This window comes from Nitrosopumilus maritimus SCM1, from assembly GCF_000018465.1.
GTDB classification, from domain to species: Archaea; Thermoproteota; Nitrososphaeria; order Nitrososphaerales; family Nitrosopumilaceae; genus Nitrosopumilus; species Nitrosopumilus maritimus.
Window position 1 is genome coordinate 500,343 of record NC_010085.1, and the last position, 23,546, is coordinate 523,888.

The window sequence follows — 23,546 nt, forward strand, 5'->3', positions numbered from 1 at the left end:
TTTTTAATAATAATATTTTTCTTTGATCATATTCTATACTCTACATGCCTCCAAAAACTATCTGTCCTAATTGTAAACAAAACGAATGGCTTGAAAATCGAGAACTAGGTTATCTTCCAAGAGTGATTAAATTGGATAATGGACAATATGCTGCTGATACTGAAAATGGAACTCATGTGCGAATATGGAGATGTAACAATTGCATGTATGTAATGCAATTTTGGGAACCAGATTAGGCAAAAATCATTTTATTTGAAATTATAATTTTTACATATTATCAATTGATTTTACGAATTTTTTTCATCAAAGGTTCTCTCACGAACAAAATGTAAATAAACAATGTATTCTCTATTGTAAGAAATGGCAGCAAAGCGAAAAGCAAGTACAAAAAAAGATCTTGAAGCAAAGATCGCCGAACTCGAAGCAAAACTATCTAAACTATCATCAGAAATTGATGCCAAACCTGCTGAGACAAAACCAGCTGAAGTGAAACCTGCTGAGACAAAACCAGCTGAAGTGAAACCTGCTGAGACAAAACCAGCTGAAGTGAAACCTGCTGAGACAAAACCTGCAGAAACTAAACCAGCTGAGACAAAACCAGCTGAAACTGCAAAACCAAAACCAACCTTGCCAAAAGGTATGGGTGAAAAACCAGCAGAAGCTCCTAAACCAGAGGAATCTCCAAAACCAGCTGAGACAACAGCACAACCTCCAGCAACTCCTAATGAAGCTCTAGAATCTGCATACTATGATGCTCCAATGACTGACTTCCATCAGTATAGAGCAAAAGTAACAGGTTATTCTCCAGCTCCTAACAGATACTTTGTTAGAATGACTGCTCCTGTTGGTAAAGTTCCAACATCTGATTGGAATCAACAAAAAGCATCAGTCACTGGTTACACAGCATGTTCAAACCAATACTATGCAACAAGAGCAAGATTGGCATATCATCCTGCTGACAAAAGATTTGGAACTTTTAGTGGAGTTAACATGAGTTTTGATGGTGTTCAAATTAAAGAACAAACACAACAAGCACCTCCACCACCTCCAGAACCTGCAAAACCAAAAGGTACACTTCCAAAAGGAATGGGTGATGCACCTCAACCTCAAACTACTGCAAGTAGTGGAGATGGAAAATCAAGACAAGAACAACTAGAAGAGTACGAAAAAGATTACTTGCAAAGAATTGAACAAGAAAAAGCAGAACGTGAACAAGCTTACCAAGAAGCACTTGAAGCTGAAGTTGAAGCAAGAGCTAAACAAACACGAGGTAGCTTGCCAAAAGGTTTTGAACCCGCACCGGAACCAGAACCAGAACCTGCAAAACCAAAAGGTACACTTCCAAAAGGTTTCTGACCTTTCACCTTTTTACTTTATTTTATTCTAAATTTTTAAAATCTTCAAACACTTGTTTGGAATGTCCTGCCGGTTTTACTTTGGGATATATTTTGAAAATTTTTCCTTTTTCATCTACAAGAAAAGTGCTTCTCATAACTCCCATGTACTCTCTACCCATGAATTTCTTTAAACCCCAAACCCCAAATGATTTTGAAATCTCTTTATCCACATCTGCTAATAGTGGAAATTTGATTCCCATTTTGTCACAGAATTTTTTGTGTGAATCCACATCGTCAGGACTGACTCCCACAATTTCAATTCCTTCCTTTTGAAATTTTTTGTAGTCTTTTGCAAATTCATCTGCCTCAGTTGTACATCCTGGAGTGAAATCTTTTGGATAAAAATAGATGACATGCTTTTTACCTTTAAAATCTGATGATTTTACTTTATTTCCATTGGAATCACTGACTTCGAATTTTGGAACCTTTTCTCCTTCTTCAATCATGTTCTATGATCTAATTTTCTGTAATTAATTACTTTTTGACCTCATTTGATCATTAATCTAGTCCGAATCTTTTATATGGAAATTGACGGGGCTTTTGCATATGGTTAGTCCTAGAAATTGGCTTGCAGAAGCAATTGCCACATTTGCATTGGTCTTCTTTGGTCCTTTATCTGTGATTCTTGCAGCAGCGGTCTTCGGTGATGGATTAACTATTGAAGGAATTATTATGATATCTTTGGGCCACGGTGCTGCAATTGCATTTATGGTATATGCATTTGGACATGTTTCTGGTGCTCACATTAATCCTGCAGTGACTATTCCAATGATGATAACAAAAAAGATTGGAATTGCAGACGGAATTGGATACATTGTATTTCAAATAATTGGTGCAATCATTGCAACTGGTACTCTAATTGCTTTGTTCCCTGAGATTGGAAAACCTGTTTTCTGGGGTGCACATGGCGGACCAAGTGAATTACTTGGTGGCAGCTTGATGTCTGGATTAGTACTTGAAATGATTATGACCTTCTTCTTAGTTGTTGTAATCTTTATGACTGCCGTTCACAAGAAAGCTCCAAAGAGTGTTTATGGCGCTGTAATTGGTGGCATGGTGTTCTTACTTCACTTAGTAGGTGTCCCATTAACTGGTGCATCCATGAACCCAGCAAGATCTTTGTCTCCAACATTACTTTCTGGCGATGCCGGATTATGGGAAGTACAATGGCTCTATTGGGTAGGACCAATCGTCGGTGGTATCATTGCTGGTTTGATAATGAACTACATCTATGTCAATAAAGCCGAAAAAGAAGCATAATCCTAACATTTTTAAAAATTTGAAATATTTTTTCTAGTATGACTTCTGCTGATGAAATATCATCAATGTTTGATGCAGAATCTAAAAAATTTGAAAATTTCCTCTCAAATGTATCTGATGATATGGGAATATCTGAAATCATAGAGACATACTATCAAGTCATGAATGTGACTTCAATGATTTCTATGCTTAAACAGCAATTGGATTCTGAAAATCATAAGACGTTGTTAGAACATATCAAAAAGACTGAACAACTCATATCCGGAAAATTCAACAAAGAAACTCATCCCAAAATTTTAGAAAATCTATCAAAATCAATTCAAGATATGACCAAGACATTACAATCAAACCCTGATGAAAAAACTAAGGAACAAATTGAAAACGAATCTCAAATGTTTGAAGAATTAAGAAAAAAAATAAGCACTAAAGAGTTTGTTGAACAATATGACAAAGGATTGGCATGATTGTACAACTAGCACAAAATCTTGTTTCTCTAAAAAAAGAATTTGCAAAAAACTATTCTGGAAAAAGCCAAATGCAAGAAGTCATACCAATTTCTACTTCTGAATCATTTCAAATAAAACAACAAGATTTAGAATTATTGCATCAATTTGCTACAAAGAATCCTATCTATTACAATTCGTACGAAGATGTAGTTAATGATACAAAATGTATTGTCTATGAAGGTGATATTAACCGGTATTGGTTGAATAGCATTCAACACGGTTCAAGTAATGCTCCTTTTTCTCCAACCTGGATAATGTCTGCTTATGTTGCAGCATTGATGACAAAAGAACTTGGATATTTTGAAATTGTTGATATTGGTTCAGGTGATGGCAGAATTGCATTTTGTGCCAAAGTATTGGATATGGAAGCATACAGTATAGAACTTGATGAACAATTAGTAGATCTTCAAAAATTACTTGTTACAACACTTGATTTTCATCCATTTTGTTCTGATGCCACAACCTTTGATTATACATCATTGAATCTGAACAATCCTGCATTCTTTATTGGTGGACTTGCCCAAATGGGTGGTGTTGCTTTGGCAACTGGTGTTATTGAAAAGATTATGTCTCAAGAGTTTTGGAAACAATCTGGATGGGTTTTTGCAGGTACTCTCTCTCAAAAATATGCCCCTGATCCAAAAAATGAGGCTGGATGGGGAACTCTAATTGAAAGCAACAAACTCCACAAACTACAAACAATTCCTCTCCCCACTGTGTGGACATTTCATGAAACTGACGAAACACCGTACATTTTTGCTGAACCTTTGTAATCGCAATCCAAATTAAGCACACATTTACCAAAGTTTTCGGACTCGTTGCATAGCTTGGATAGTGCGAACGCTTGCGGAGCGTTAGGTCGCCGGTTCGAATCCGGTCGGGTCCGCTTATTGCATCTCTTGTATTTTTCTTCGCTGCTTGTTTTTTGTAACAACTGAAGTTCCAACAGCTTTTGCTACTAGAATTGGAGATTCTAGCAAATCACAAGCTGATTCTTGATTTGGATCATTGGATGAAGAAATTATCTTAAATGCCTCAAAAATTATTTTTCTACTACTATTACCAACTTTGATAATCTTCCCTACAACTTCTAAAAAATCTCCTCCATATACTGGTTCAAGGAATTCAACATTTTCGTATGCTCTTAGAAGTCCTTCGTCTCCATCAAGACGAATTGTCAATTCTGTTGCAACATCTCCAAAAAGCTTCATTATGTGAGCGCCATCTAGCAGATTCCCTGCATAATGAACATCATTTGCACTAATGCGTACACGTAATTTTACTTCGAGATGAGTTTCCACAAAATAATCTAATTTTCTTTAGATATTAGGATTTTTCTAAAAATTTAGTTCGTTCTATTGAATCCCTGTTACAACAATGTTCTAAACCACTTTATTCATCTTTTACAAAATTCATTAAGCCGTCTCTAGAGTCCCATGTTATGTATGGTGATGCATGGGATGACATGTCTTCTGAATATGATAATTGCGTAGAAAATAACCCTAATTCTGTCATTTCCAATTTTATCGATAAAGAAATTAAAATCATTTCTAATCTTTGCAAAAATTTTATTCACCCTGAAAAAAAATACACCATAATTGATCTTGGCTGTGGGACTGGTAGAGTATTATTTTCTTTGTACAATATTTTAGGAGATTCTATATCTTACTGGGGTCTTGATGCATCAGAACCAATGATCAAACTATCAAAAACAAAACAATCTCAGTTGAATTTGAAAAACATCTCCTTTCAAAACTATGATGTCACTGATACCAAAATAGATGAATTATTTGATGATGATACTATCAAAATCCCAATGTGTGTTTACAATACTGTAGGTGTCATTCCAATTTCAAAAAGAGAACAATTTTTTGATAATATGAACAGACTAGCAGGAAAAGATGGATTTGTGTTGTTGTCTGCATTTAATGGCGATGATTTTGCATTTGCATCTCCACAAATCTATCATCCAATGAAAAGTATGGTAAAACAAATTGATACAGATTCATTTGATGAAGAAAAATTGGCATTTAGAAACAGTCTTGGATATTATAGTCAGTGGTTCAAAAAAACACAACTTCAACAATTTTTAAAATCTGATGTAGATCCTATCCCAATTGAAGTTCCGATTGATGATGTATCTAGAATCCTTGGCCATGTATTTGTTGATAGATTCATAGAAAATTGATTGTGCAAGACAGTGCAGTCCTATCAGTTAAATCAATTTTTAAATTATTTTCTTTAATGTCTCAAATAGAAGCCCAATACAACGAATTTACCAATTCAATAACTCAGACTCTTTCAAATGTTGATGTCGATCTCTTACTCAAGATAATGTATCTTGAAAGAAAACTTCCAGATGCTCCTCCAATGGTTGAATTAACTATTGACTATAATTCCGGCACAAATATCCAAAACAAACAAGAAGCAGTTAGAGCAAAATATGGATTCCCAATGAATGCTGGTGAGCATGGATTGACTCTAGTTGGTCGAATGACAGTACCATTAATTGAAGAACTCTCTAAAAATCGAGATGTCAAATTCATTTCTGGTAAAGCAACCCCTGCATCATACTGATGCTGGAATTTCTCACTTTTTCTAAATTTTTAAAATAATCTTTTGTCTATTGTTGGCACTAGAAACTTTTTTCTAATTTAGTTAAAAGCAATCCTGCAGTTTTTTGTATTATGAGGACATACACTTCTTGGGGGATCTGTATTTGCGAGGAATATTTGAGTCACTAATTGTATTTGGTATAATGACTGGATTGCTATTGCCAGCAAGATTACTTTTTGTTGAATTTGTTTCTGATGATTGGTTAGGTTCCTTTGGTATTATCACTGCTATTTCTATGTCTGTCATAATTTTAGCAAAGAAACAGAAATTAGGATTCTTTGGTTCTATGCTTGAGAGACAAATCTACAAATTTCAAAAGGGAAAACGTGGAATTGTAGTATTTGGTGAATCTGTATTTTTGCTTTTGATTTTAGGTACGATGATTGTAGCAATTGATCAAGGTAGCTCAATTCACTCTCAATACATGTTACAAAATTTTGAAACTATTCCAATGATGAATTCTCCAGAACAAGTTTTGGAAATGACAACTGAAATGAGTCCTACTGATTGGATTGTTGGATTCTTGTTAGCACCTTCAGCATTATTGACTGAATTTCCTAAAATGAGTGCAGCGATTGCATCCATTGATCAATCCCTTGATGGATGGTTAATGCATTTTTACACTGTAGGATTTGTAGAATATTTGGAGTTGTTGGGAATTTTGATTTTCTATAGAGTTTCATTTAAGAGAAAAATCTCTGTTACTGCCAATCAATTGTATGTCAAGGCTGCAATTTAACATCATTAATTCCTACGATATGATTATCTTAAATATTATAACATAATACGACAATGGTGAGTCGCGAAGATTTCAATTCTTCATCAATCAAAGTGCAAGACATTATGACACGTGCACTAATTACCGTAAATCCTAACACAACTGCATTGCAGGTGGCAAAAATGATGGAACAAGGAGGAATAGGTGCAGTCATTGTAAAAGATGGTGATGATCTTGTAGGTATTGTTACTGACAGAGATTACGCAACAAAGATTGCTGCAAATAATCTTCCTTTTGACACTACTGTTGAGAAAATAATGTCTTCTCCATTAATCACAATTAATCAAGGAGAGCCAATATCTGCTGCTGCAGAAACAATGGCTAGTAAAAAAATAAGAAAACTTGCAGTATCTGATAATGGTAACATTACTGGAATTATCACTTCTACTGATTTAGTTAATCAACTAGCAAAGTAACTAGTACGTTTTTGTCTTTCTAAGAAATAACGTAACTGATGCCATATAACATGCAGTAGCAATCATTTCAGAAATTAATGATGCTATGAATGGCTCTATTCCAATTTCTAGAAAATAGTAAAAAGTTGGCCATCTTATTCCAAGGTAAACAATTTCTCCTACTCCAAATGATGAAATTAATGCAAGTAACTCTTTTTTGATTAATTCTCTTTTCATAGATTTGTAACGATCTTTGTTATCCCAATAGAACAATCCTGAAAAAATTCCAAAATAAACAACATATCCAAAAATTATGGTAAAGGTTGTGTTTAGATAATTGTCGTATCCTGATAACATTTGAGCAAACACTGCAGAAAGTGATGCAGAGATTACAAAACATATGAGAAAACTCCTGTTGATTCTAAGTAGCTGCTGATTTAGTTTCATGATTTTTCAATAATTTGATAACTAATATTTTGTTAGAGTTTTGAGCAAATTATGAAGCGATGCAAATGGGCTACAGAGGAGCCAAACATAACCTATCATGATAAAGAATGGGGAAGACCTCAACATAATGATCAAAAATTATTTGAATTTTTAGTCCTGGAGGGTGCTCAGGCTGGTCTTTCATGGGTAACTATTCTCAAGCGTCGAAATGGCTACAAAAAAGCATTTTCTGATTTTGATGTCCTCAAAGTTTCAAAATATTCTGAAAAACGAATATTGAAATTATTGCAAGACGAATCCATAATTCGAAACAAACTCAAAATCAATTCTGCAGTAAATAATGCAAAACAATTTCTCAAAATCCAAGAAGAATTTGGTTCTTTTGACAAATATCTCTGGAGTTTTGTAAATGGAAAACCAATCAAAAATAAATTCAAAAAATTATCTGATTTACCTGCATCAACTGAAATATCTGAAAAGCTTAGCAAAGACCTCAAAAAACATGGATTTAGTTTTGTTGGACCTACAATATGTTATGCATTAATGCAGGCAATAGGAATGGTCAATGATCATACAACTGAGTGTTTTTTGCATGGAAAATGATTTTATTCTCCTACAATCTTGAAAAATTATGGCAGAAGGAACATTTGCAACATCTGTAACTTGTATGGATGGTAGAATACAACTACCTCTTGCAAAATGGATCAAAGAAAATTATTCTGTTGATTATGTTGATGCAATTACAGAACCAGGTGTTGATAAAAAAGTTTCAGACAATTCTGATCTTGAATCCATAAAGACAAAAGTTGGAATTTCAATTAATGCACACAAATCCGAACTAATCGTAGTGTCAGGTCACTATGATTGTGCTGGTAACCCAGTTTCAGATGAAGAACACAAATCCCAAATCAAAAAAGGTGTTGAAGTTATTTCATCTTGGAATACTGGTGCTAAAGTTATCGGTGTTTGGGTTGACGATACTTGGAATATCAACGTGTTATAGAATAATGGGTTCAAAACTTTCTCATTTTTCAAAAACAGCAGGACCTGGAATTTTATTTGCTTGTACTGCCATAGGCGTCTCACACTTAATCCAGTCGACTCGTGCTGGCGCTGATTTTGGTTTAATGATCTTGGGGTTTGTTGTGCTTGCAACTGTGCTCAAATATCCTTTCTTTGAGTTTGGTTCTCGTTATGCAAACTCTACTCAAACAAGTATCATTGATGGATACAAAAAACTTGGAAAGCCAGCACTGTGGATGTATTTTATAATCACAATCTGTTCAATGTTTTTTGTAACTGGTGCAGTAGGATTTGTAACTGCTGGATTTTTCGAGAATTTGTTTGGAATTGATTTTCTTGAAGAGTTCACTGTAGTTATTTTATTTGCAATTTGTGTTGGGATTCTAGCTGTTGGAAAATACAACGTTCTTGATAGTTTGATTAAGATTATTGCAATTGTTTTACTTGTCTCAACTGTTTCAGCCTTTTTGTTAGCATTGTATAATGGTCCAATAGAAGAGGTTTCTGGATTTGCTCCAAAAGAACTTTGGAATTTGACTGGAATCTTTTTCTTATTAGCATTAATGGGTTGGATGCCTGCTCCTCTTGATCTTTCTAGCTGGAATAGTTTATGGACACTTGAAAGATCAAAACAAACTAGTTATCGACCAAAATTAAAAGAAACACTGTTAGAATTCAGATTGGCTTATCTGATAACTGGTATCTTGGCAGTCATGTTTGTTGTATTAGGTACTTTCATTTTCTATGGTTCAGGTGAAGAATTACCAAACAGTAATTCTAGTTTTGCTCACAAAGTTGTAACATTGTATACTCAGACTATTGGTGAGTGGAGTTATGTCGTTATTGCAGCTTCTGCATTTTCTGTAATGTTTGGAACCATAATTGCGTTGTTTGATGGGTATTCTCGTTCCTTACAAAGAACTGTAGAATTGATTTTTTCTAAAAAAGAAGAGGCAATACGTACAAAATTCAAGACATTTTATGTTATTTTTCTGATCGTTCTGTCGGTTGGCTCATTGATTGTGATTTTCCAATTTGCAGGAAATCTAAAAGAATTAGTCGATTTTGCTACCGTTTTGTCTTTTGTAGTCGCGCCAGTTATTGCGATATTTAATTTCAGATTGGTTACTGGAAAGTATCTTCCAAAAGAATCTCAACCTTCAACTCTGTTGAGAATTTTGAGTTTTGCAGGAATTGTATTCCTTAGTGGATTTGCAATATTCTTCTTGGCAATGAAATTCTTATCATAATTTGTACCATAAGCTTAGCCTTAGCAAGTTTTTTTAATAGAAAATAACACAATACTTTTGAAAATCATGCGAATTTCTCCAAAAATGAAAAAAGCTCTCAATGATCAAATTGCTTTAGAGGCTGCAGCTTCTAATAGCTACTTGGCAATGGCTTCATGGTGTGAAGTTACAGGATACCAAGGCGGTGCTGATTTTTTTTATGCACAATCTGATGAGGAAAAAACTCACATGCTAAAAATAATCCATTACCTAAATGACATTGGAGCTACCGCAACAATTCCTGCAGTAAAAGCACCAACAAGTTCTTACAAATCACTTGAAGGTGTAGTTAAAACTGCTCTAAAAAGTGAACAAACTGTTACAAAAGCAATTCACAAAATGGTTGAACTCTCTCACAAAGAAAAAGATCATTGCACATATGCATTTTTAGAATGGTTTGTCAACGAACAAGTACAAGAAGAAACAAAATTTGAAACTATATTGCAAAAATTTGATCTTCTTGGCAGAGACAAATTAGGAATTAATGAAGTAGACAAATTCTTAGCTGCCCAAGCTGGCGATTCTGCTCCTCCTGCAGCTTAGAACTTTTTTTTAAAATAATTAACACGGTATTGTTTTCAATTTTGTTTTAATTTCAATTCGCTCTAAACTCTAAGGTTTGTATTTTTCACATTTACAGCCTCGAACCATACATTTTCCATTTCCATCCATATGAATTGAATTATCATGATAACATCCAATTATATTATTACTGCACTTCATTTTGATTTTCCTCAAATTAGAAATTATTTTGACTCGTTATGGTCTTTACCAATGTGAGTAGCAAGGTCAATTACACTACTTCCAAAGTCCTTTCCGCAAAACTTGCAATGAAACGTATACTCATTTGACAAGGACAATTCTTGAACATAATATTATTTAAAAAATTTCTAATCTTGATTGATTTATCCGTAAATTAGACAATGTTCGCATTCACAAACATCTTGTTTTCCTGCTTTCTTCAAACAATTCTTGTGTTGCCCTGCTTGACACTGGACACAAATCTCATCTAGGTTCTCAACAGATGTATATTTTTTTGATTGATCAAATCCAAAACCTCCATCTTGTGGTCCTACCATATTTTTACATGTATGATGTAGTATTTCTAGTTCACTGATTTATTGCAGATTTTATTGTATCAAGTAATTCATTTTTATGTTCTTCAATGATTCCTCTTATCTCAAATGAATCAACATATCCTCCAGCTGATGCACGTGTTGCTTTTAGTAAATAATGCAATGCACCCTCTTCAATTTTTCCAATATAGTATCCATACAAAAAATCTATTTCATTTTCACACTTCCAAATTTTTTTAATGTTTGGAAATGTTTGTTTTATCTCCGAATTAATTTCTAAAATTCTATTTTTTATGTATTGATCAAGTGATTTTCTAATTGTGGAATCTTGTAACAATTGTAATTTGTTTAGAATCCTTGTTTTTAGTCCTTTTTCTCATCATTGGCATCTTCTGGGTTATCCCACATGTGCATTGTTCCTCTGATCATAAATGAGCCTACGATAATGGCTACTAGCCCTCCTACGATAAACACAAAAAATTTACCTACGTCTTTTATGCTTGCCAATGATGCTTTATTGTTGTCATTCTAATTATAATTGTCTAAGTGATTCAATTAGATTCAATAATGAGATTGAAATGAATTTTATCATATGTCTAGGATTAAACAAATCGCTATTTGGATTGGAATAATCGGTGGAGGAATAGGATTCTTCTTCTTTTCAATAGAAGCTGCAGAATTTATGCGATAATTCTCAAAAATTAATTACATCCTAACAACTTGTAAAAATATTGTTTGAAATTACTGAAGAAATCAAGAACTTTTTGAATCTACAAAAATTAGGTTATGTTGCCACAGTATCTTCCGATGGAATGCCAAACATTTCTCCTAAGGGAACCATAATTGGATGGTCAAAAAACCAATTAGCATTTGCAGACATTCGTTCTCCTGACACCATGAAAAATTTGCAGACTAATCCTAATGTCGAAATTAATGTAATTGATCCTTTGTTACGCAAGGGATTTTTATTCAAAGGTTCAGCCAAAATCCTTGAAGATTCCACTATTTATGATGAAATCTTGAACTATTATCGTAATAATGGCATAAAGAGTCCAATCAACTCAATTGTTCTAGTTGATGTGGCTGAAATTTCAGAAGTAACTTCCCCTCTATATGATATGGGTATTGGTGAAGAGGAAATTAAATCAAAATGGAAAAAGCATTTTGATAGTTTATGATTTTTCTGATTTTAATTTGTCTAATTCTTTTTTAGTCTCTTCATGCTCTTCTCTTTCTTTTTCTAAAAGCAATTGAATTGCTTCTAATTCTTTATGTGCATTGTTTAATTTTGATTTTAACGAGCCTACAACAGCACTTGCAGCCTCTATTACTCCAGCAGAACTTTTGTTATCTCCTTGTATGAATTCTCTTTCTTTTGGTGTAAGAATATTGGTATCTTGAAATTCATCTTTTTTGTTTAATTCTTCTTTTGCATTGTATAATCGTGAATTTGCCTCATCTAGTTCCTTTTCTGCTTCGACTTGCTGTTTTCTAATTTGAGATAGCATTGATTGCTCTGATGCAACACTTTCTTTAGTTTTCTCATATTCTTTTGTAATTTCTTCTAACTCTTGTTTTACCTTTGATAAGTTCTCTTCTGTTTTTGTAAACTCTTCAAATGATTCTGAATTTTTGATTTTCTCTGATTCTATAATTTTTTCTTTAGTTTCTTTGTATTCTCGTAAAACAATGTCTAACTCCATTTTTTTTTGATTAAGTTCCTTTTTAACTAACATCAAATTACTAACCGCTGTTTCATATTCTTCTTTGACTGAATCAATTTTTTGTTGAATATCATTTAACTCATCTTGTTTTCTTCTAAACTCATTTTGTAGACTTTCAACTTCAGTTTCTAATTCTTTTTTTAGAACAGATTCTTCATTATTTTCTGATACTGCGTCTTCCTTTTTCCCAAACAATCCCAATTCATTTCTCACCGTATTTCTCTAAGAGACCCATCTTTCTTTATGGTTGTTTTGTTCTGTGTCTGATGAATTTGAGATAGAATCCCAATCCTCCAATTAACAGACCTGCAACCCATGTTGCTATGCTCATGCTTTTAGGAACAATTGCTTCTTGTGGGCCTATGATGAGTAATAGTGCCCCTAAGATGATTAATGCAAATCCTCCACTCCTTTTTGATTTGTTGTGCTCAGAATGGGCCATTTTTTACGTATACTCTGATATTGTTTTTGCTACTTGCTTTCTTCCAATATCTGAAATGAATGGACCTATCTTTGGACCTCTAGATGTCCCCAAAATAATCTGATAAAGTATTTTGAAGAAATCTTTTGGTTGCACATCATTTGATTTTGCAATTTGGTAAATTGTATTTTGAATATCTTCTGGTTCTTCGTCTGCTCCTAATGCTTCAGACAAAATCTTTAATGCTTTTTTTGAAGTTTCATCTAAATCGATTTGTGTTTTCTCTTGTTCATCAAATTCATCTGAATAATTACCTGCAAGATCTATGAGTTTTTCAATTTCTGGTTCTGGATTTTTTATAACTCCATAATCTAGTAATTTTTTCATCACTCTTTCGTTTCTGTTTTCTTTGAATATCTTTGCTAATTCAATTAACAATCTATAGTTTACATGTGTACTTGCTTGCTTTGGCGGATTTAACAAATTAACATACTCGTACAGTCCTTTTGATTTTGTGAGTTTTGCTGGATTGTCTACTTTGATTCTTCCAAAGAAGATATCTTCTAATTCATTATATTCACTCATCAATGATGGAATGTCTTCTAACCCTAATTCTCTTGCACCTGTGATTCTTTTGTATAGTAACAATAGAATTGATTTTGGACTGCCAAACTCCATCCATCTTTGAGCAGTCAACACATTTCCTAGAGATTTTGAAATCTTTTTTCCACCTTTATCTAGAAACATTTCATATTTTACGTGATGAGGATGTGGGAACTGTAAAATTTCATCTGCTACCCAATCATTTACTTTGACTGAGTCCATGATATCTTTCCCATATGCTTCAAATCTAATATCAAATGCAGACCATCTTGCAGCAAACTCTACTTTCCAGGCTAGTTTCCCTAAATCTTTTGTAATGTCTGCTTCTCCTTCATAACCACATCCTTTGACCATTTTCCCACCGATTTCTGCATCATGGCATCTGTACTTTACCTTCTTTTCATCAGCAATGTACTCTATTGCTTCTGCTGTGTAGAGACGATTACAATTAGCACATACTGGGAAATATGGCAAATATTTTTGATATTTCTCTTGTCCTACTAGTTCTGCAATTTTATCTCCAATCTTTGTACTGTTTTGGAGGATTGTGTGGATTTGGTCTTTGAGTAATCCTTGTTTGTAAGTGTCTTTGGCTCGTCTGAATTCATATTTTATTCCAACTTCGTCTAGTCCTTCTAAGAGTATACTGCTCATATGCATTCCATACGAATCATGTTCTCCATATGGATCTGGAATGAGTGAAACTGGTTTTGCAATATGTTCTTCTAATCCAAAATCTTTCATTCCTTCAGGAATTTTTCTTAATCCATCAAGATCATCTGAATATGCAATTAATTCTGATTTGTATCCTAAATTCTCTAACGCAAGTTTAACACCATATGCTCTTACTGCATCACCTAAACTTCCAATGTGTGGAATTCCGGATGCACCAAGACCGCTTTCGACTCTTAAAACATCTGTATTTCTACCAAGTGCTTTTTCTCTTTCTAGTAATTCATATGCTAACTTGTCAATCCAAGTCCCTTTACCAATAATTTCTTGTTCAGACATTTACTAACTCAACTCTTTTGCCATGTATGGCCCATATAACGAATACCCTAATTTTTGGTAATACTCTCTTGTTCCAACTGCACTAATTACCAACATCTTCTTTGCATCAAACTCTTCTTTTGATATTTTCTCAGCTTCTTTCATCAATTTTTTACCAAATCCTGAATGCTGAATTTCATTTTCTTCTTTTTCTCCAATCTTTAGAGACTTTCCATAAACATGTAATTCTCTTACAATACATGTGTCTTTGACTTCATCTCTATGTGCATCATCACTTGGTTTTCTTAATCTCAAAAATCCATAAATTGATTCATCTTCATCCTCAAATGACAAGAACACTTCTTTTCCTCCTGATGAATCATAATTGATTCGTGTTAGTTTGATGTCTCTTTCCTCTGGGTTGGATTTGGTTAATCCTGCCTCTCGGCATCTGATACATTTGCATTTTAGTCCTTGTTTTGTCAAATTTTGATGCACAATCTGTCTTAGATTGCCTGATTTTGGACCTGCGATAATCTCATTTGGAGATATTTCTCTTTGAACACGCATGATTCTGACCCATTTTGGGATGTCTTTCTTTACTTCTGTTAGAACCTGAATCATATCTTCATCTGAATATGGAGTGTATTTTCCGTCCTTGTATTCTTGATACATTGGGGTGTTTTCGATAACTAATGATGGATATATTTTGAGCATATCTGGACGTAACTGTGAATCTGAAAACAATTTTTTAAAATCTGCAATGTCTCCTTCTGGCGTCATTGTAGGAAGTCCTGGCATCATATGTGCAACTAGTTTGTAACCTGCATCTTTTGAAATTTGAAATGATTCGACTACGTCATTGTAATTGTGACCTCTGTTGATAATATTGTAGACTCTTTCTTGCAGTGACTGTACCCCAATCTCTATTCTTGTCACTCCATAATCTAACATCCAATCAACATGTTCTTTTTTACAAAAATCTGGCTTTGTTTCAATTGTAAATCCTACATTTCTTATTGATGCATGTTCATTGTTTGATTTTGCTTCTTCCAAATTTTTAGAGTCTGTACCATTTAGCGCATCATAACATGATTTGATAAAATTTTCTTGGTAATCTCTGGGCATAAAGAGAAATGTCCCTCCGACAATTACTATCTCCATTTTTGATGGGTCATGTCCAAATGCAATCAGCTTATCAATTTTAGTTGTGATTTGTAATTTTGGATCATACTCGTTTTCAATTGCATTTAGAGTTGATGGTTCATTTCCTGTGTAACTGTTTGGTGAATTAAATTCAATTCCTCCTGGGCAATATGTACATCTTCCATGTGGACATGCATATGGTTTTGGCATTAATGCAACTACTGCAACTCCTGATGCAGTTTTTGCAGGTTTCTTTAACAAGACTTTTCTGAGTTTATCAAATTCTGATTCTTTTGCCATTGAAAGTATTTCGTGATTTCTTGGAATTCTTTCAAGTGAGTATTTGGCACAAATTCTCTTTATCTCTTCTTTTACTTGCTTTTTGCTTGGTTCATTGATTGTAAGCAAATTCTGAGTAATTTCACTACATGCCTTTGAGAATACTGAATCTAACTTACTCATGGATACTCACACTGATTTGGACATAAATTCGTTAAATAATTTGGCTAATTTTGAGCCTATCGTCGCCTAGTTTTCTTTTTTGATTTTGATGCTTTTCTAACTACTTTTCTCTTTGTAGTCTTTCTAGCTGGTTTTCTCTTTACAGTCTTTTTCTTTGCAGCAGTCTTTCTCTTTGTAGTCTTTCTAACTGGTTTTCTCTTTACAGTCTTTTTCTTTGCAGCAGTCTTTCTCTTTGTAGTCTTTCTAGCTGGTTTTTTGGAAATACTTACTTTAAGATTCTTTAATTCATTTAATTCATCTTGAATTTTCTTGATCTCTGCAACCATCCTTTCTTTGAATGATTGGCTATCTGCATCAGCTGACATGTTACTAATTTTCACGAATTTTTGTAGAATTTAAGACTTGCTCGGTTTACTCTGGCTTTTGTTCTATGCTTTGTTCTGGTTCACCACTTCCACTTCTTTGCTCTTTTCTGTATTCCATCTTTAACCAAATTGGTGTAATTATTGTAGTGACTGCAACCATGATTACAATTGTAGAGTATACTTCTGATGTTAATACTCCTGCAGTAACTCCTACTCCTGCAACAATTAATCCTACTTCTCCTCTTGAAATCATTCCAATACCCACTCTCATTCCCTGAGCTTTGTTTTTCAAGAAGAACATTGCTGGCAATCCACAACCTAACAACTTTGTAACAATTGCAACTGCAATGATTACTCCACTGATCATCAAAATATTCAAATCAACTGCCCGTAGGTCTACCTGCGCTCCAATAATTGCAAAGAATAACGGTGCAAAAATCAATCCAATCTTTCCGATATAATTCTCAACCTTTTCAAACACTTTGGTAGTCGACAATGCCATTCCTACTGCAAACGCACCAACAATCGGTGACAATCCAATTGAGCCTGCAAGCGCTGCAGCACCAAAGAACGACGCTGTGGCTATTCCTTCAACACTACCCTTTGCCTTCCATAAACGTGGAGTGATGACTTTGGGAATTACTATTACTGCTACAATTAACATAATTGCAAAGAATCCTAGTACTTGCAAAATTGTTATCATCACATCTGTGATTACTATGCTTTCAATTCCTGCATCTGAACCTGTTATTGAAATTACAACTGACAAAACTGCAATCGCTAATATGTCATCAACTACTGCAGCACCAATAATCAATCTAGCTTCAGGTGCCTTTAGCTTACCAAATTCACTAAGTACTTGAATCGAAATTGCAATACTGGTAGCTGTGAGCGCTGTTGCAATTAACATCGATTCTAACGCTTCGAATCCAAAAAATCCAAAAATTAGAAAACCTGCAAAGAACGGGACTACCACCCCTAATGTCCCAACGGTAAACGACGCCTTTCCACCTTTCAGGAATTCTTTTGGTGTCATTTCTAATCCTGCCATAAACAAAATTACAATTGCGCCCATTTCTCCTAGAATTTTTATCTCATCATTGATGTGCAACAACTGTTTTCCATCTATGATGAAAAACTGACCTAACGCAAATGGTCCAACAATCATTCCTGCTAATAATTCGCCTAATACAATTGGAAGCTTTAATCTCAAGAAAAGCTCTGCCATTAATTTAGCTGCAAAAAGGAGTATGCCAATCCCGATAATTGTTTCAATGAAATGTGCATCTGCAGCCATCTTTCTCTTATTGTTCTGGAGAAATCTGTAATATAAGGCGATACTAGGTTGAAAATTATTTTACTATTGTTAAATTATGCAATTTTTTGTGAATTTACAAAAACACCTTTCTTAGAAACAATTTGGCCTATCTCCTGACTTGAGATCTTGTATTTTTTGAATATTGATTTGATTTTTGTTGCCTGATCTTTTGGTGCCACCACACAAAATCCTACCCCCATGTTGAATGTCTTGTACATTTCTTCAGACTTTACTCCTTGTTCTGCAATGAGACCCATGATTGGTGGGATTTTTGGCAAGGAATCTATTTCGTAGCCTATTTTCTTTAGTCGTAACAGTTTGGTAAATGAGCCTCCAGTTATATGTGCAAGACCGTTAATCTTGCATTTTTCAACCATCTCTAAAACTGGTTTTGTATAGATTTCAGTTGGTTTTAGTAATGCATCCCCAATGGTTCCTACTCCTTTTACTTTGTCTTTAACTGAATATTTTTTCAATAATGCTTTTCTTGCAAGTGAATACCCGTTTGAATGAATTCCTGTACTGTTTGCACCAATTATTACGTCTCCTGCTCTTATTTTGTTTCCAAGCACCATCTGTTTTTTCTCTACTAATCCTACAACCATCCCTGCTAGATCAAATGCAAAACCTTTCCCTTCTATGACATCTGGCATGATTGCAGTCTCTCCTCCTACAATTGGCATTGCAGATTTTTTTGCACCTTTCACCAACCCTTCTACAATTTTTTTGAAAATTGGCACATCATTTTTGTTTGCAGCAATGTAATCTACAAATGATATTGGTGTTGCACCAATACAGATTATATCATTAACATTCATTGCAACACAATCAATTCCTATTGTGTTGTATTTTTTCATCATGTTTGCAATAACTACTTTGGTTCCAACCCCATCAGTATGTGTAGCTAAAAGTTTTCCTCCTGGAATTTCTACAATTCCTGCATAATGACCAAACCCATGTGCTATCTTTGCTTTTTTTTGTAGTTTATGAGTTGATGAAATTAATTTGCCAATTGCCATCTGGCTTTGTTTAATTTTGGAAATGTCTACTCCTGCTTTTTTGTAGGTTAGAGCCATAGTTTGTTGCCCTCTTGTTGTGAATAAAAGAATTTGCCCGTTATCTCGATCACATGTACATTCCAGCTATCTCTTCTCTATGTTCTACATATTTTTGAGACAACTCACTAAACTCTGAATGAATTCTATCTTTTTCTTCTTGCAGATCCGTTGTGTCTATGTCTGTATCATAGAATCGATTTAAAGCCTCAATTAATGTGGCTGCAGCCCCAGAATCTGTGGTATCTCTACTTGCCTTTGCCAACAATGTCAATCCTTGAATTTCTCTTACCAAACATTCGTTTAGTATTCCTCCTGGAATTCCTGTGATGAATCCTTGTGGAATCATACTGATGTCTTTGTCGGCCATGGTTCTTACCAAATCTTCTTCAGCAGCACAATACGCTTTATCGTCGTGTTCCGTACTTGCAACTCCGTCTAAAATAACAATTTCTTTTGATCCCTTTGCCGCGGCCCAATCTAAAATTGATGCAACCAACGAATACAGACCTTCCATTCTTAGTGTAATTTCGCAAATAATTGCACAAATTGTACCTTCTTTGTTTGCATAGAATCTAAATGGGTGACGTAATCTGCCTCTCATAAATACTGTTGATGGTGGAAGATGTTTTGATCTCATAACTGCAATTTCATCCATTTCTAATTTCTCAATTATGTGATTAATTGCAACAGGTCCCACTAAACCTGCACCAACAAAACCTGCAAAAATTACAGGACTCTTTAACTCTCTTTTCTTTATTTCAAAAACTTCTGCTTCTGGAAATTCTTTTGGCACTGTTTACGTCGATTTGTTCTGTCTAATTACTATACTGACTAAGTATTTTGTACACTTTTTGTTAGACAGAATTTAGTAATCTTTCTGTAATAATTAGAACTTAAGACCAAAAACGGTTTGTTACTTGGTGACAGTTCTAACTATGATCTCATTTTGTAAAATAGTATTTAGCATATCCTGATGATTTGTATGAATCATTTCTACGTGTCTTTTTTATGTAAATTGTGTTTAGTATTGTTGTACAATTGATGGGAGTCATTCATCAATCCTGTGCCAGACCATAGCGTTTTGTCAGGTCAAAAATGGCCTGACTCTTCCCTTACTTTGTTCGTAAAACTCAAAATTTTACTAATGATTCATCAGTGCCCGCTAAATATCAAAATTCCAAATTTTGTGCATGAGGGGCATAGGATACATGCTTGTAATGGGCGTATTTTTCACGATTTTTCTAAATTCCGCACATGCTCAAACTGTGGGGGATCAGACAACTTTGTCAGGAGATCTACAAAACAATCCTATTGCCCAAGACATTCTTAAAAAAATTGAACAAAGTAAAAAATGGATTGCAAAAATTGAACAAAGAAATTTTGAAGATTCTCAACGACAAGCAGAATTAGAACAAAAGCGTGCTGAAATTTTACAAAGTTTGGAAGACGATTTAAGAAAATGGGAAGAACTTTGGGGTTACTATACATTTGATAATATACTTGAAAGAGCATTAGAAAATAGTCCTGCAAAGGACACTTCTAGCATTTATGATCATCCTCTAAAATTTACTGCTTCTAAAATTAATGCTGGAAAAGAAGCTTTGCAAAAAGTAATCTTAGAAGGGGGAAATTCTGAACAAGCAAGAGACGCATTTGTCAAAGCTGCAAAAATAACAAGAGCTGAAATGGTGTCTGTTAATGCATTTTATAATATTTTGAACAATAATGCTTACTACAATCAACAAGTACTCTTTGAATCTGATGGTAGATTCAACTATGATTTGTCTGGGGAAGAATTGAGAAAATACTATCAAGATTTTAGAACAAATCCTGCATATTTTGAAGCAAATCCTCTTGATGAAGTTTCTTGGTCTGATCTTGGCAAAACTAATTTTGATACTGAATGTAGAACAGGACATGTTTTAGTTTACAGAACTCATGCAGATGATTATGTTTGCACTACTGAATATACTGCTGAAATGTGGGTACGACATGATATGGGAAAACTTGCTAATGGAATTAATGAAGAACGACATAATCTGCTAAATGAACAGAAATTCAACAAAGACAGAATTTTACAAAAGGCAGATAGTTTAAACTCTAAAATCAAAACCATACAAACACACTATGAAGCAGAAATCTCAGAAATACTTGCAAAATATGACTCCCTTATGACTGATATCGAACTAGACAAACGTGCTGAAGAAAAACAAATTCTTGAAAATTCTGACTCTGATTCAAAAAAGACAATCAGTCAACAAATTGCCAATATTCGAGAAAAATTTGATGAACTTGAAAAAAACACTCTTGATGAAAAAGACGACGTTTTGAAGATTCTAGCAAATCAACATATTACCTCAATAGAAGAATTTGCATCTCTCTATGAACTTGATGATGAAATCAAAATTGAATGGAATGCTGATTCTCTGACTTTTTACCCATCTGCATATTATTTTCCACAACAATCTGAATCTAGTTTAATCGTAAAGACTAGTTCTGAAAATACTATTTCTGATTTTCTTGTTGATGACACAAGTTTCAAAAATGCATTTGGTGAAAAAATACATTCACTAAAACCAGGTCAATTAGTTCAGATTGCTTCTGATGTTACAAATAATGATAATTTTTCAAAAAAATTTGTTTATCTAGTTGAAATTAAAGATGAACAAAATCAAATAGTTCAACCTCTAAAGTGGATAACAGGCCAACTTGATTCAGATCAAGTCCTTAATTTGGGATTGTCTTGGATTCCACAAACTCCTGGTAATTTTTATGCAGATGTTTTTGTTGGAACTAGCTTAGACTTTGTGTCTCACACAGAAACCATTTCTATTTCTGTAACTCCACAAGATCATTTGTCCTAAACTTGATGTTTAGTTGTTCTTTTGCATAAAGAGACTCAGCATTGTATGGCCCTTGTCTGTAATTGTATAGATCATATTTGATCCAACTGCTTCTTTTTTGACAAAGTTGTAATCAACACATAGGTGAAGATAGTTCAGAAATGACTTTTTCATTCTGATCTTTGATTTTGAATACAATTCTGAGAATGTCATTGGATTTCCTCTTAATTGATACAGTAATTTCAGTAATGACAATGTACTGTAATCTCTAGTTCTTGCTTTTACTGCTCCTAGAATTTCTTCATCTCTTTTGATTATGAAATCTTCGAATTGCTCTGCCACTTCTAGTGGTACGTATGTTAGTCTTGCTCGCATCATACCGTATGGTACGGTACATTACTTTATTAGTCTTTAACTTGAGCTTTGTTGATCTTTCTAGCTGATTTTTTTACACTTGTATTTGACGCCTATAACATCAATTCATCATATATGATCTGAATACGATCTGCTATTATCTGTGGGAATAGCCTAATGTCATAAATACCCCCTTTTTTGAAAATTATTTATGAAAAAAATTGAGGCTGTCATTAGGAGAAAAAATTTTCCGACGATTAAATCTCATTTACATATTATTGGTAGTTACATTATAGATAAACGAAATTTAGAAGACAGTAACATCTATGATGAATCAAAAGGTTCACGTGTAGGTTCTACTGGTCTCAAATCAATTCCTTTAGCAAAAATCGAAATGGTGGTACCTGACAAAGATGCACGAAAAGTTGTTGAAATGATTTCTACAAACTCTGGGTTATCTGCAACCCATGGTGGCAAGATCTTTGTATCTGAAATGGAAGAAGTCGTTGACATGGAAACAAATGATGCTACACAAGATCTTGAACTTATCCTAGACGAAAAACCCTCTTCAGTACAATTACCAAAACGTAGTAGACTTGTTCCATTACAAAAATTCACTTTGCATAAACTACAAGTAATCTATGAGGAGAACAAAGAAACTCTTTGAACTGATTATAGAATAAAATCATTTAGTGATTTTGTAAATCATTGTATTATGAAATACATTCCAACATTGGAAAAACAACTAAAGAATCCTACAATTGTTTACGAAAACAATTTTGGAGATTTTTAATTTCTAGAAAATATAATCTGAAAACAACCACAATCCAACTAAAGTTAAACCTACTCCTGCCATTATCACTTTTGCAATGAAAATTTTTCTAGAAGTCTTCATATGAAGAATAATAATATTGGTGGTATAACAATTATTCCAATGATTGCAGCAACTTTTGGATAATCCTTAGGCTTGATTGGTTGCATCTTTTCTCTTTTGAATAGATTGTTTTTACGAATACTCATACCAAATCACATAACAGTCTCTTCGCCCTCTGTGTCAGTTGCAATATCTACTGCGCGCAAAACCTGTGAGACAAAAATCTTGCCAATTCTACCATTATCTTTGATTATCTTTACTACTTCGTCTTCTCTGGCGTCTGGAATAATAGCTGTGATGAAATATTTTTCTGTAAATTGTGGGACAAAAATTTCACTTCCTTTTGATGCGTGAATTTCTGGGGCTGGTCTCTTTCCTCTACCTCTTACTTTGGTAACTGTGAGTCCTCCTATTCCAATCTTCTTTAATTCTTCACTTATTGCCATTACATCATTTTCGCCGAGAATAGCTTCTATTTTGAGCATTTGATAATTGTAATTTCAACTTGATAAATATAATTTCTGATTTTGTATACCAAATGATTATCATTTGACAATCAAATTAGGATATTGTTATTAATTAAAAACTAATTTTTTTGTCT

Annotated in this window: 33 protein-coding genes and 1 tRNA gene; 17 read left to right on the forward strand and 17 right to left on the reverse strand. The window is 33.9% G+C overall.

The genetic code is table 11. The annotated features are described in order from the left end of the window. Positions 1–44: 44 nt before the first annotated feature. Together NMAR_RS02990 and NMAR_RS09930 are read left to right on the forward strand one after the other, a co-directional pair. Positions 45–236 carry a hypothetical protein gene (locus NMAR_RS02990; RefSeq protein WP_148680059.1) on the forward strand — a complete coding sequence of 64 codons (192 nt, stop codon included), beginning with the start codon at positions 45–47 and terminating at the stop codon, positions 234–236. 124 nt (positions 237–360) lie between these two features. Next, positions 361–1,356: a hypothetical protein gene (locus NMAR_RS09930; protein ID WP_012214942.1), complete on the forward strand. Its 996-nt coding sequence runs from the start codon at positions 361–363 to the stop codon at positions 1,354–1,356. 22 nt (positions 1,357–1,378) lie between these two features. Here the strand turns inward: NMAR_RS09930 and bcp are convergent, their stop codons facing one another. Next, positions 1,379–1,843 carry a thioredoxin-dependent thiol peroxidase gene (gene bcp / locus NMAR_RS03000; RefSeq protein WP_012214943.1) on the reverse strand — a complete coding sequence of 155 codons (465 nt, stop codon included), beginning with the start codon at positions 1,841–1,843 and terminating at the stop codon, positions 1,379–1,381. A gap of 100 nt (positions 1,844–1,943) precedes the next feature. Here bcp and NMAR_RS03005 point away from each other — a divergent pair, with 100 nt between their 5' ends. The 4 genes from NMAR_RS03005 (at position 1,944) to NMAR_RS03020 (ending at position 4,049) form a co-directional block, all read left to right on the forward strand. Further along, on the forward strand, positions 1,944–2,657 hold the full coding sequence (locus tag NMAR_RS03005; protein WP_012214944.1) for an MIP/aquaporin family protein: 714 nt from the start codon (positions 1,944–1,946) through the stop codon (positions 2,655–2,657). Between the two features lie 38 nt (positions 2,658–2,695). Continuing rightward, positions 2,696–3,121 (forward strand): hypothetical protein, encoded by a 426-nt coding sequence (locus NMAR_RS03010; RefSeq protein WP_012214945.1) that lies wholly within the window; start codon positions 2,696–2,698, stop codon positions 3,119–3,121. Beyond that, complete coding sequence (locus tag NMAR_RS03015) at positions 3,118–3,936, forward strand: class I SAM-dependent methyltransferase (protein ID WP_012214946.1); 819 nt, start codon at positions 3,118–3,120, stop codon at positions 3,934–3,936. Before NMAR_RS03010 ends, NMAR_RS03015 begins: the two co-directional genes overlap by 4 nt. Positions 3,937–3,974: 38 nt before the next feature. Then, positions 3,975–4,049 (forward strand) — tRNA-Arg (locus NMAR_RS03020). Between the two features lies 1 nt (position 4,050). Here the strand turns inward: NMAR_RS03020 and kal are convergent. Beyond that, positions 4,051–4,464, reverse strand: a complete 414-nt coding sequence (kal, locus tag NMAR_RS03025; protein ID WP_012214947.1) for a 3-aminobutyryl-CoA ammonia lyase — start codon at positions 4,462–4,464, stop codon at positions 4,051–4,053. A 140-nt stretch (positions 4,465–4,604) separates the two neighbouring features. On the opposite strand from kal, the gene NMAR_RS03030 reads away from it, so the two are divergent. The 4 genes from NMAR_RS03030 (at position 4,605) to NMAR_RS03045 (ending at position 6,973) form a co-directional block, all read left to right on the forward strand. Continuing rightward, entirely contained in the window at positions 4,605–5,351 is a 747-nt protein-coding gene (locus tag NMAR_RS03030) for a class I SAM-dependent methyltransferase (protein ID WP_012214948.1), read from the forward strand. 56 nt (positions 5,352–5,407) lie between these two features. Continuing rightward, positions 5,408–5,740 carry a hypothetical protein gene (locus NMAR_RS03035; RefSeq protein WP_012214949.1) on the forward strand — a complete coding sequence of 111 codons (333 nt, stop codon included), beginning with the start codon at positions 5,408–5,410 and terminating at the stop codon, positions 5,738–5,740. A gap of 181 nt (positions 5,741–5,921) precedes the next feature. Then, the gene (locus tag NMAR_RS03040) at positions 5,922–6,518 is read left to right on the forward strand and encodes a hypothetical protein (protein ID WP_148680060.1); all 597 of its coding nucleotides are present in this window, start codon (positions 5,922–5,924) and stop codon (positions 6,516–6,518) included. Between the two features lie 53 nt (positions 6,519–6,571). After that, complete coding sequence (locus NMAR_RS03045; RefSeq protein WP_012214951.1) at positions 6,572–6,973, forward strand: CBS domain-containing protein; 402 nt, start codon at positions 6,572–6,574, stop codon at positions 6,971–6,973. Here the strand turns inward: NMAR_RS03045 and NMAR_RS03050 are convergent, their stop codons facing one another. Then, positions 6,974–7,399 carry a hypothetical protein gene (locus NMAR_RS03050; protein WP_012214952.1) on the reverse strand — a complete coding sequence of 142 codons (426 nt, stop codon included), beginning with the start codon at positions 7,397–7,399 and terminating at the stop codon, positions 6,974–6,976. Between the two features lie 51 nt (positions 7,400–7,450). Here NMAR_RS03050 and NMAR_RS03055 point away from each other — a divergent pair, with 51 nt between their 5' ends. The 4 genes from NMAR_RS03055 to NMAR_RS03070 all read left to right on the forward strand — a co-directional run bounded on the left by NMAR_RS03055 (position 7,451) and on the right by NMAR_RS03070 (position 10,254). After that, complete coding sequence (locus tag NMAR_RS03055) at positions 7,451–8,002, forward strand: DNA-3-methyladenine glycosylase I (protein WP_012214953.1); 552 nt, start codon at positions 7,451–7,453, stop codon at positions 8,000–8,002. A 28-nt stretch (positions 8,003–8,030) separates the two neighbouring features. Then, on the forward strand, positions 8,031–8,402 hold the full coding sequence (locus NMAR_RS03060) for a carbonic anhydrase (RefSeq protein WP_012214954.1): 372 nt from the start codon (positions 8,031–8,033) through the stop codon (positions 8,400–8,402). Positions 8,403–8,406: 4 nt separating this feature from the next. After that, on the forward strand, positions 8,407–9,672 hold the full coding sequence (locus NMAR_RS03065) for an NRAMP family divalent metal transporter (RefSeq protein WP_012214955.1): 1,266 nt from the start codon (positions 8,407–8,409) through the stop codon (positions 9,670–9,672). 66 nt (positions 9,673–9,738) lie between these two features. After that, positions 9,739–10,254, forward strand: a complete 516-nt coding sequence (locus NMAR_RS03070; protein WP_012214956.1) for a ferritin — start codon at positions 9,739–9,741, stop codon at positions 10,252–10,254. 362 nt (positions 10,255–10,616) lie between these two features. On the opposite strand, the gene NMAR_RS09670 is transcribed toward NMAR_RS03070, so the two are convergent. From NMAR_RS09670 to NMAR_RS09675, 3 genes are read right to left on the reverse strand one after another with little or no spacing between them, the layout of a single operon-like run. Continuing rightward, positions 10,617–10,790, reverse strand: a complete 174-nt coding sequence (locus NMAR_RS09670) for a hypothetical protein (RefSeq protein WP_012214957.1) — start codon at positions 10,788–10,790, stop codon at positions 10,617–10,619. A gap of 31 nt (positions 10,791–10,821) precedes the next feature. Beyond that, complete coding sequence (locus tag NMAR_RS03075; protein WP_012214958.1) at positions 10,822–11,124, reverse strand: hypothetical protein; 303 nt, start codon at positions 11,122–11,124, stop codon at positions 10,822–10,824. Between the two features lie 26 nt (positions 11,125–11,150). Next, positions 11,151–11,294, reverse strand: a complete 144-nt coding sequence (locus tag NMAR_RS09675; RefSeq protein ID WP_187146557.1) for a hypothetical protein — start codon at positions 11,292–11,294, stop codon at positions 11,151–11,153. Positions 11,295–11,518: 224 nt separating this feature from the next. On the opposite strand from NMAR_RS09675, the gene NMAR_RS03080 reads away from it, so the two are divergent. Beyond that, entirely contained in the window at positions 11,519–11,965 is a 447-nt protein-coding gene (locus NMAR_RS03080; RefSeq protein ID WP_012214959.1) for a pyridoxamine 5'-phosphate oxidase family protein, read from the forward strand. On the opposite strand, the gene NMAR_RS03085 is transcribed toward NMAR_RS03080, so the two are convergent. From NMAR_RS03085 to NMAR_RS03120, 8 genes are all read right to left on the reverse strand, one after another. Beyond that, on the reverse strand, positions 11,960–12,724 hold the full coding sequence (locus tag NMAR_RS03085; protein WP_238523195.1) for a coiled-coil domain-containing protein: 765 nt from the start codon (positions 12,722–12,724) through the stop codon (positions 11,960–11,962). The genes NMAR_RS03080 and NMAR_RS03085 overlap by 6 nt on opposite strands. A gap of 28 nt (positions 12,725–12,752) precedes the next feature. Continuing rightward, positions 12,753–12,953 (reverse strand): hypothetical protein, encoded by a 201-nt coding sequence (locus NMAR_RS03090; protein ID WP_148680062.1) that lies wholly within the window; start codon positions 12,951–12,953, stop codon positions 12,753–12,755. A gap of 3 nt (positions 12,954–12,956) precedes the next feature. Further along, positions 12,957–14,546, reverse strand: a complete 1,590-nt coding sequence (gene lysS, locus NMAR_RS03095) for a lysine--tRNA ligase (RefSeq protein ID WP_012214961.1) — start codon at positions 14,544–14,546, stop codon at positions 12,957–12,959. Between the two features lie 3 nt (positions 14,547–14,549). Beyond that, positions 14,550–16,133, reverse strand: coding sequence for an elongator complex protein 3 (locus tag NMAR_RS03100; RefSeq protein ID WP_012214962.1), 1,584 nt, complete (start codon positions 16,131–16,133; stop codon positions 14,550–14,552). 56 nt (positions 16,134–16,189) lie between these two features. Further along, entirely contained in the window at positions 16,190–16,498 is a 309-nt protein-coding gene (locus tag NMAR_RS03105; RefSeq protein ID WP_012214963.1) for a hypothetical protein, read from the reverse strand. A gap of 46 nt (positions 16,499–16,544) precedes the next feature. Continuing rightward, the gene (locus tag NMAR_RS03110) at positions 16,545–17,795 is read right to left on the reverse strand and encodes a cation:proton antiporter (protein WP_012214964.1); all 1,251 of its coding nucleotides are present in this window, start codon (positions 17,793–17,795) and stop codon (positions 16,545–16,547) included. Between the two features lie 74 nt (positions 17,796–17,869). Next, positions 17,870–18,892 (reverse strand): phosphoribosylformylglycinamidine cyclo-ligase, encoded by a 1,023-nt coding sequence (gene purM / locus NMAR_RS03115; RefSeq protein WP_012214965.1) that lies wholly within the window; start codon positions 18,890–18,892, stop codon positions 17,870–17,872. A 49-nt stretch (positions 18,893–18,941) separates the two neighbouring features. After that, positions 18,942–19,667, reverse strand: a complete 726-nt coding sequence (locus NMAR_RS03120) for a proteasome assembly chaperone family protein (protein WP_012214966.1) — start codon at positions 19,665–19,667, stop codon at positions 18,942–18,944. 397 nt (positions 19,668–20,064) lie between these two features. On the opposite strand from NMAR_RS03120, the gene NMAR_RS03125 reads away from it, so the two are divergent. Continuing rightward, positions 20,065–21,738 (forward strand): hypothetical protein, encoded by a 1,674-nt coding sequence (locus NMAR_RS03125; RefSeq protein WP_148680063.1) that lies wholly within the window; start codon positions 20,065–20,067, stop codon positions 21,736–21,738. A 9-nt stretch (positions 21,739–21,747) separates the two neighbouring features. Here NMAR_RS03125 and NMAR_RS03130 read toward each other — a convergent pair whose 3' ends face one another. After that, on the reverse strand, positions 21,748–22,095 hold the full coding sequence (locus NMAR_RS03130; protein WP_012214968.1) for a helix-turn-helix domain-containing protein: 348 nt from the start codon (positions 22,093–22,095) through the stop codon (positions 21,748–21,750). 187 nt (positions 22,096–22,282) lie between these two features. Between NMAR_RS03130 and NMAR_RS03135 the strand changes: the two genes are divergently transcribed. After that, positions 22,283–22,738 (forward strand): P-II family nitrogen regulator, encoded by a 456-nt coding sequence (locus NMAR_RS03135; RefSeq protein ID WP_012214969.1) that lies wholly within the window; start codon positions 22,283–22,285, stop codon positions 22,736–22,738. Positions 22,739–22,962: 224 nt separating this feature from the next. Here the strand turns inward: NMAR_RS03135 and NMAR_RS09995 are convergent, their stop codons facing one another. Both NMAR_RS09995 and NMAR_RS03140 read right to left on the reverse strand, forming a co-directional pair. Beyond that, the gene (locus tag NMAR_RS09995) at positions 22,963–23,091 is read right to left on the reverse strand and encodes a hypothetical protein (RefSeq protein ID WP_274377695.1); all 129 of its coding nucleotides are present in this window, start codon (positions 23,089–23,091) and stop codon (positions 22,963–22,965) included. A gap of 6 nt (positions 23,092–23,097) precedes the next feature. Continuing rightward, positions 23,098–23,430, reverse strand: a complete 333-nt coding sequence (locus NMAR_RS03140; RefSeq protein WP_012214970.1) for a P-II family nitrogen regulator — start codon at positions 23,428–23,430, stop codon at positions 23,098–23,100. Positions 23,431–23,546: the final 116 nt, after the last annotated feature.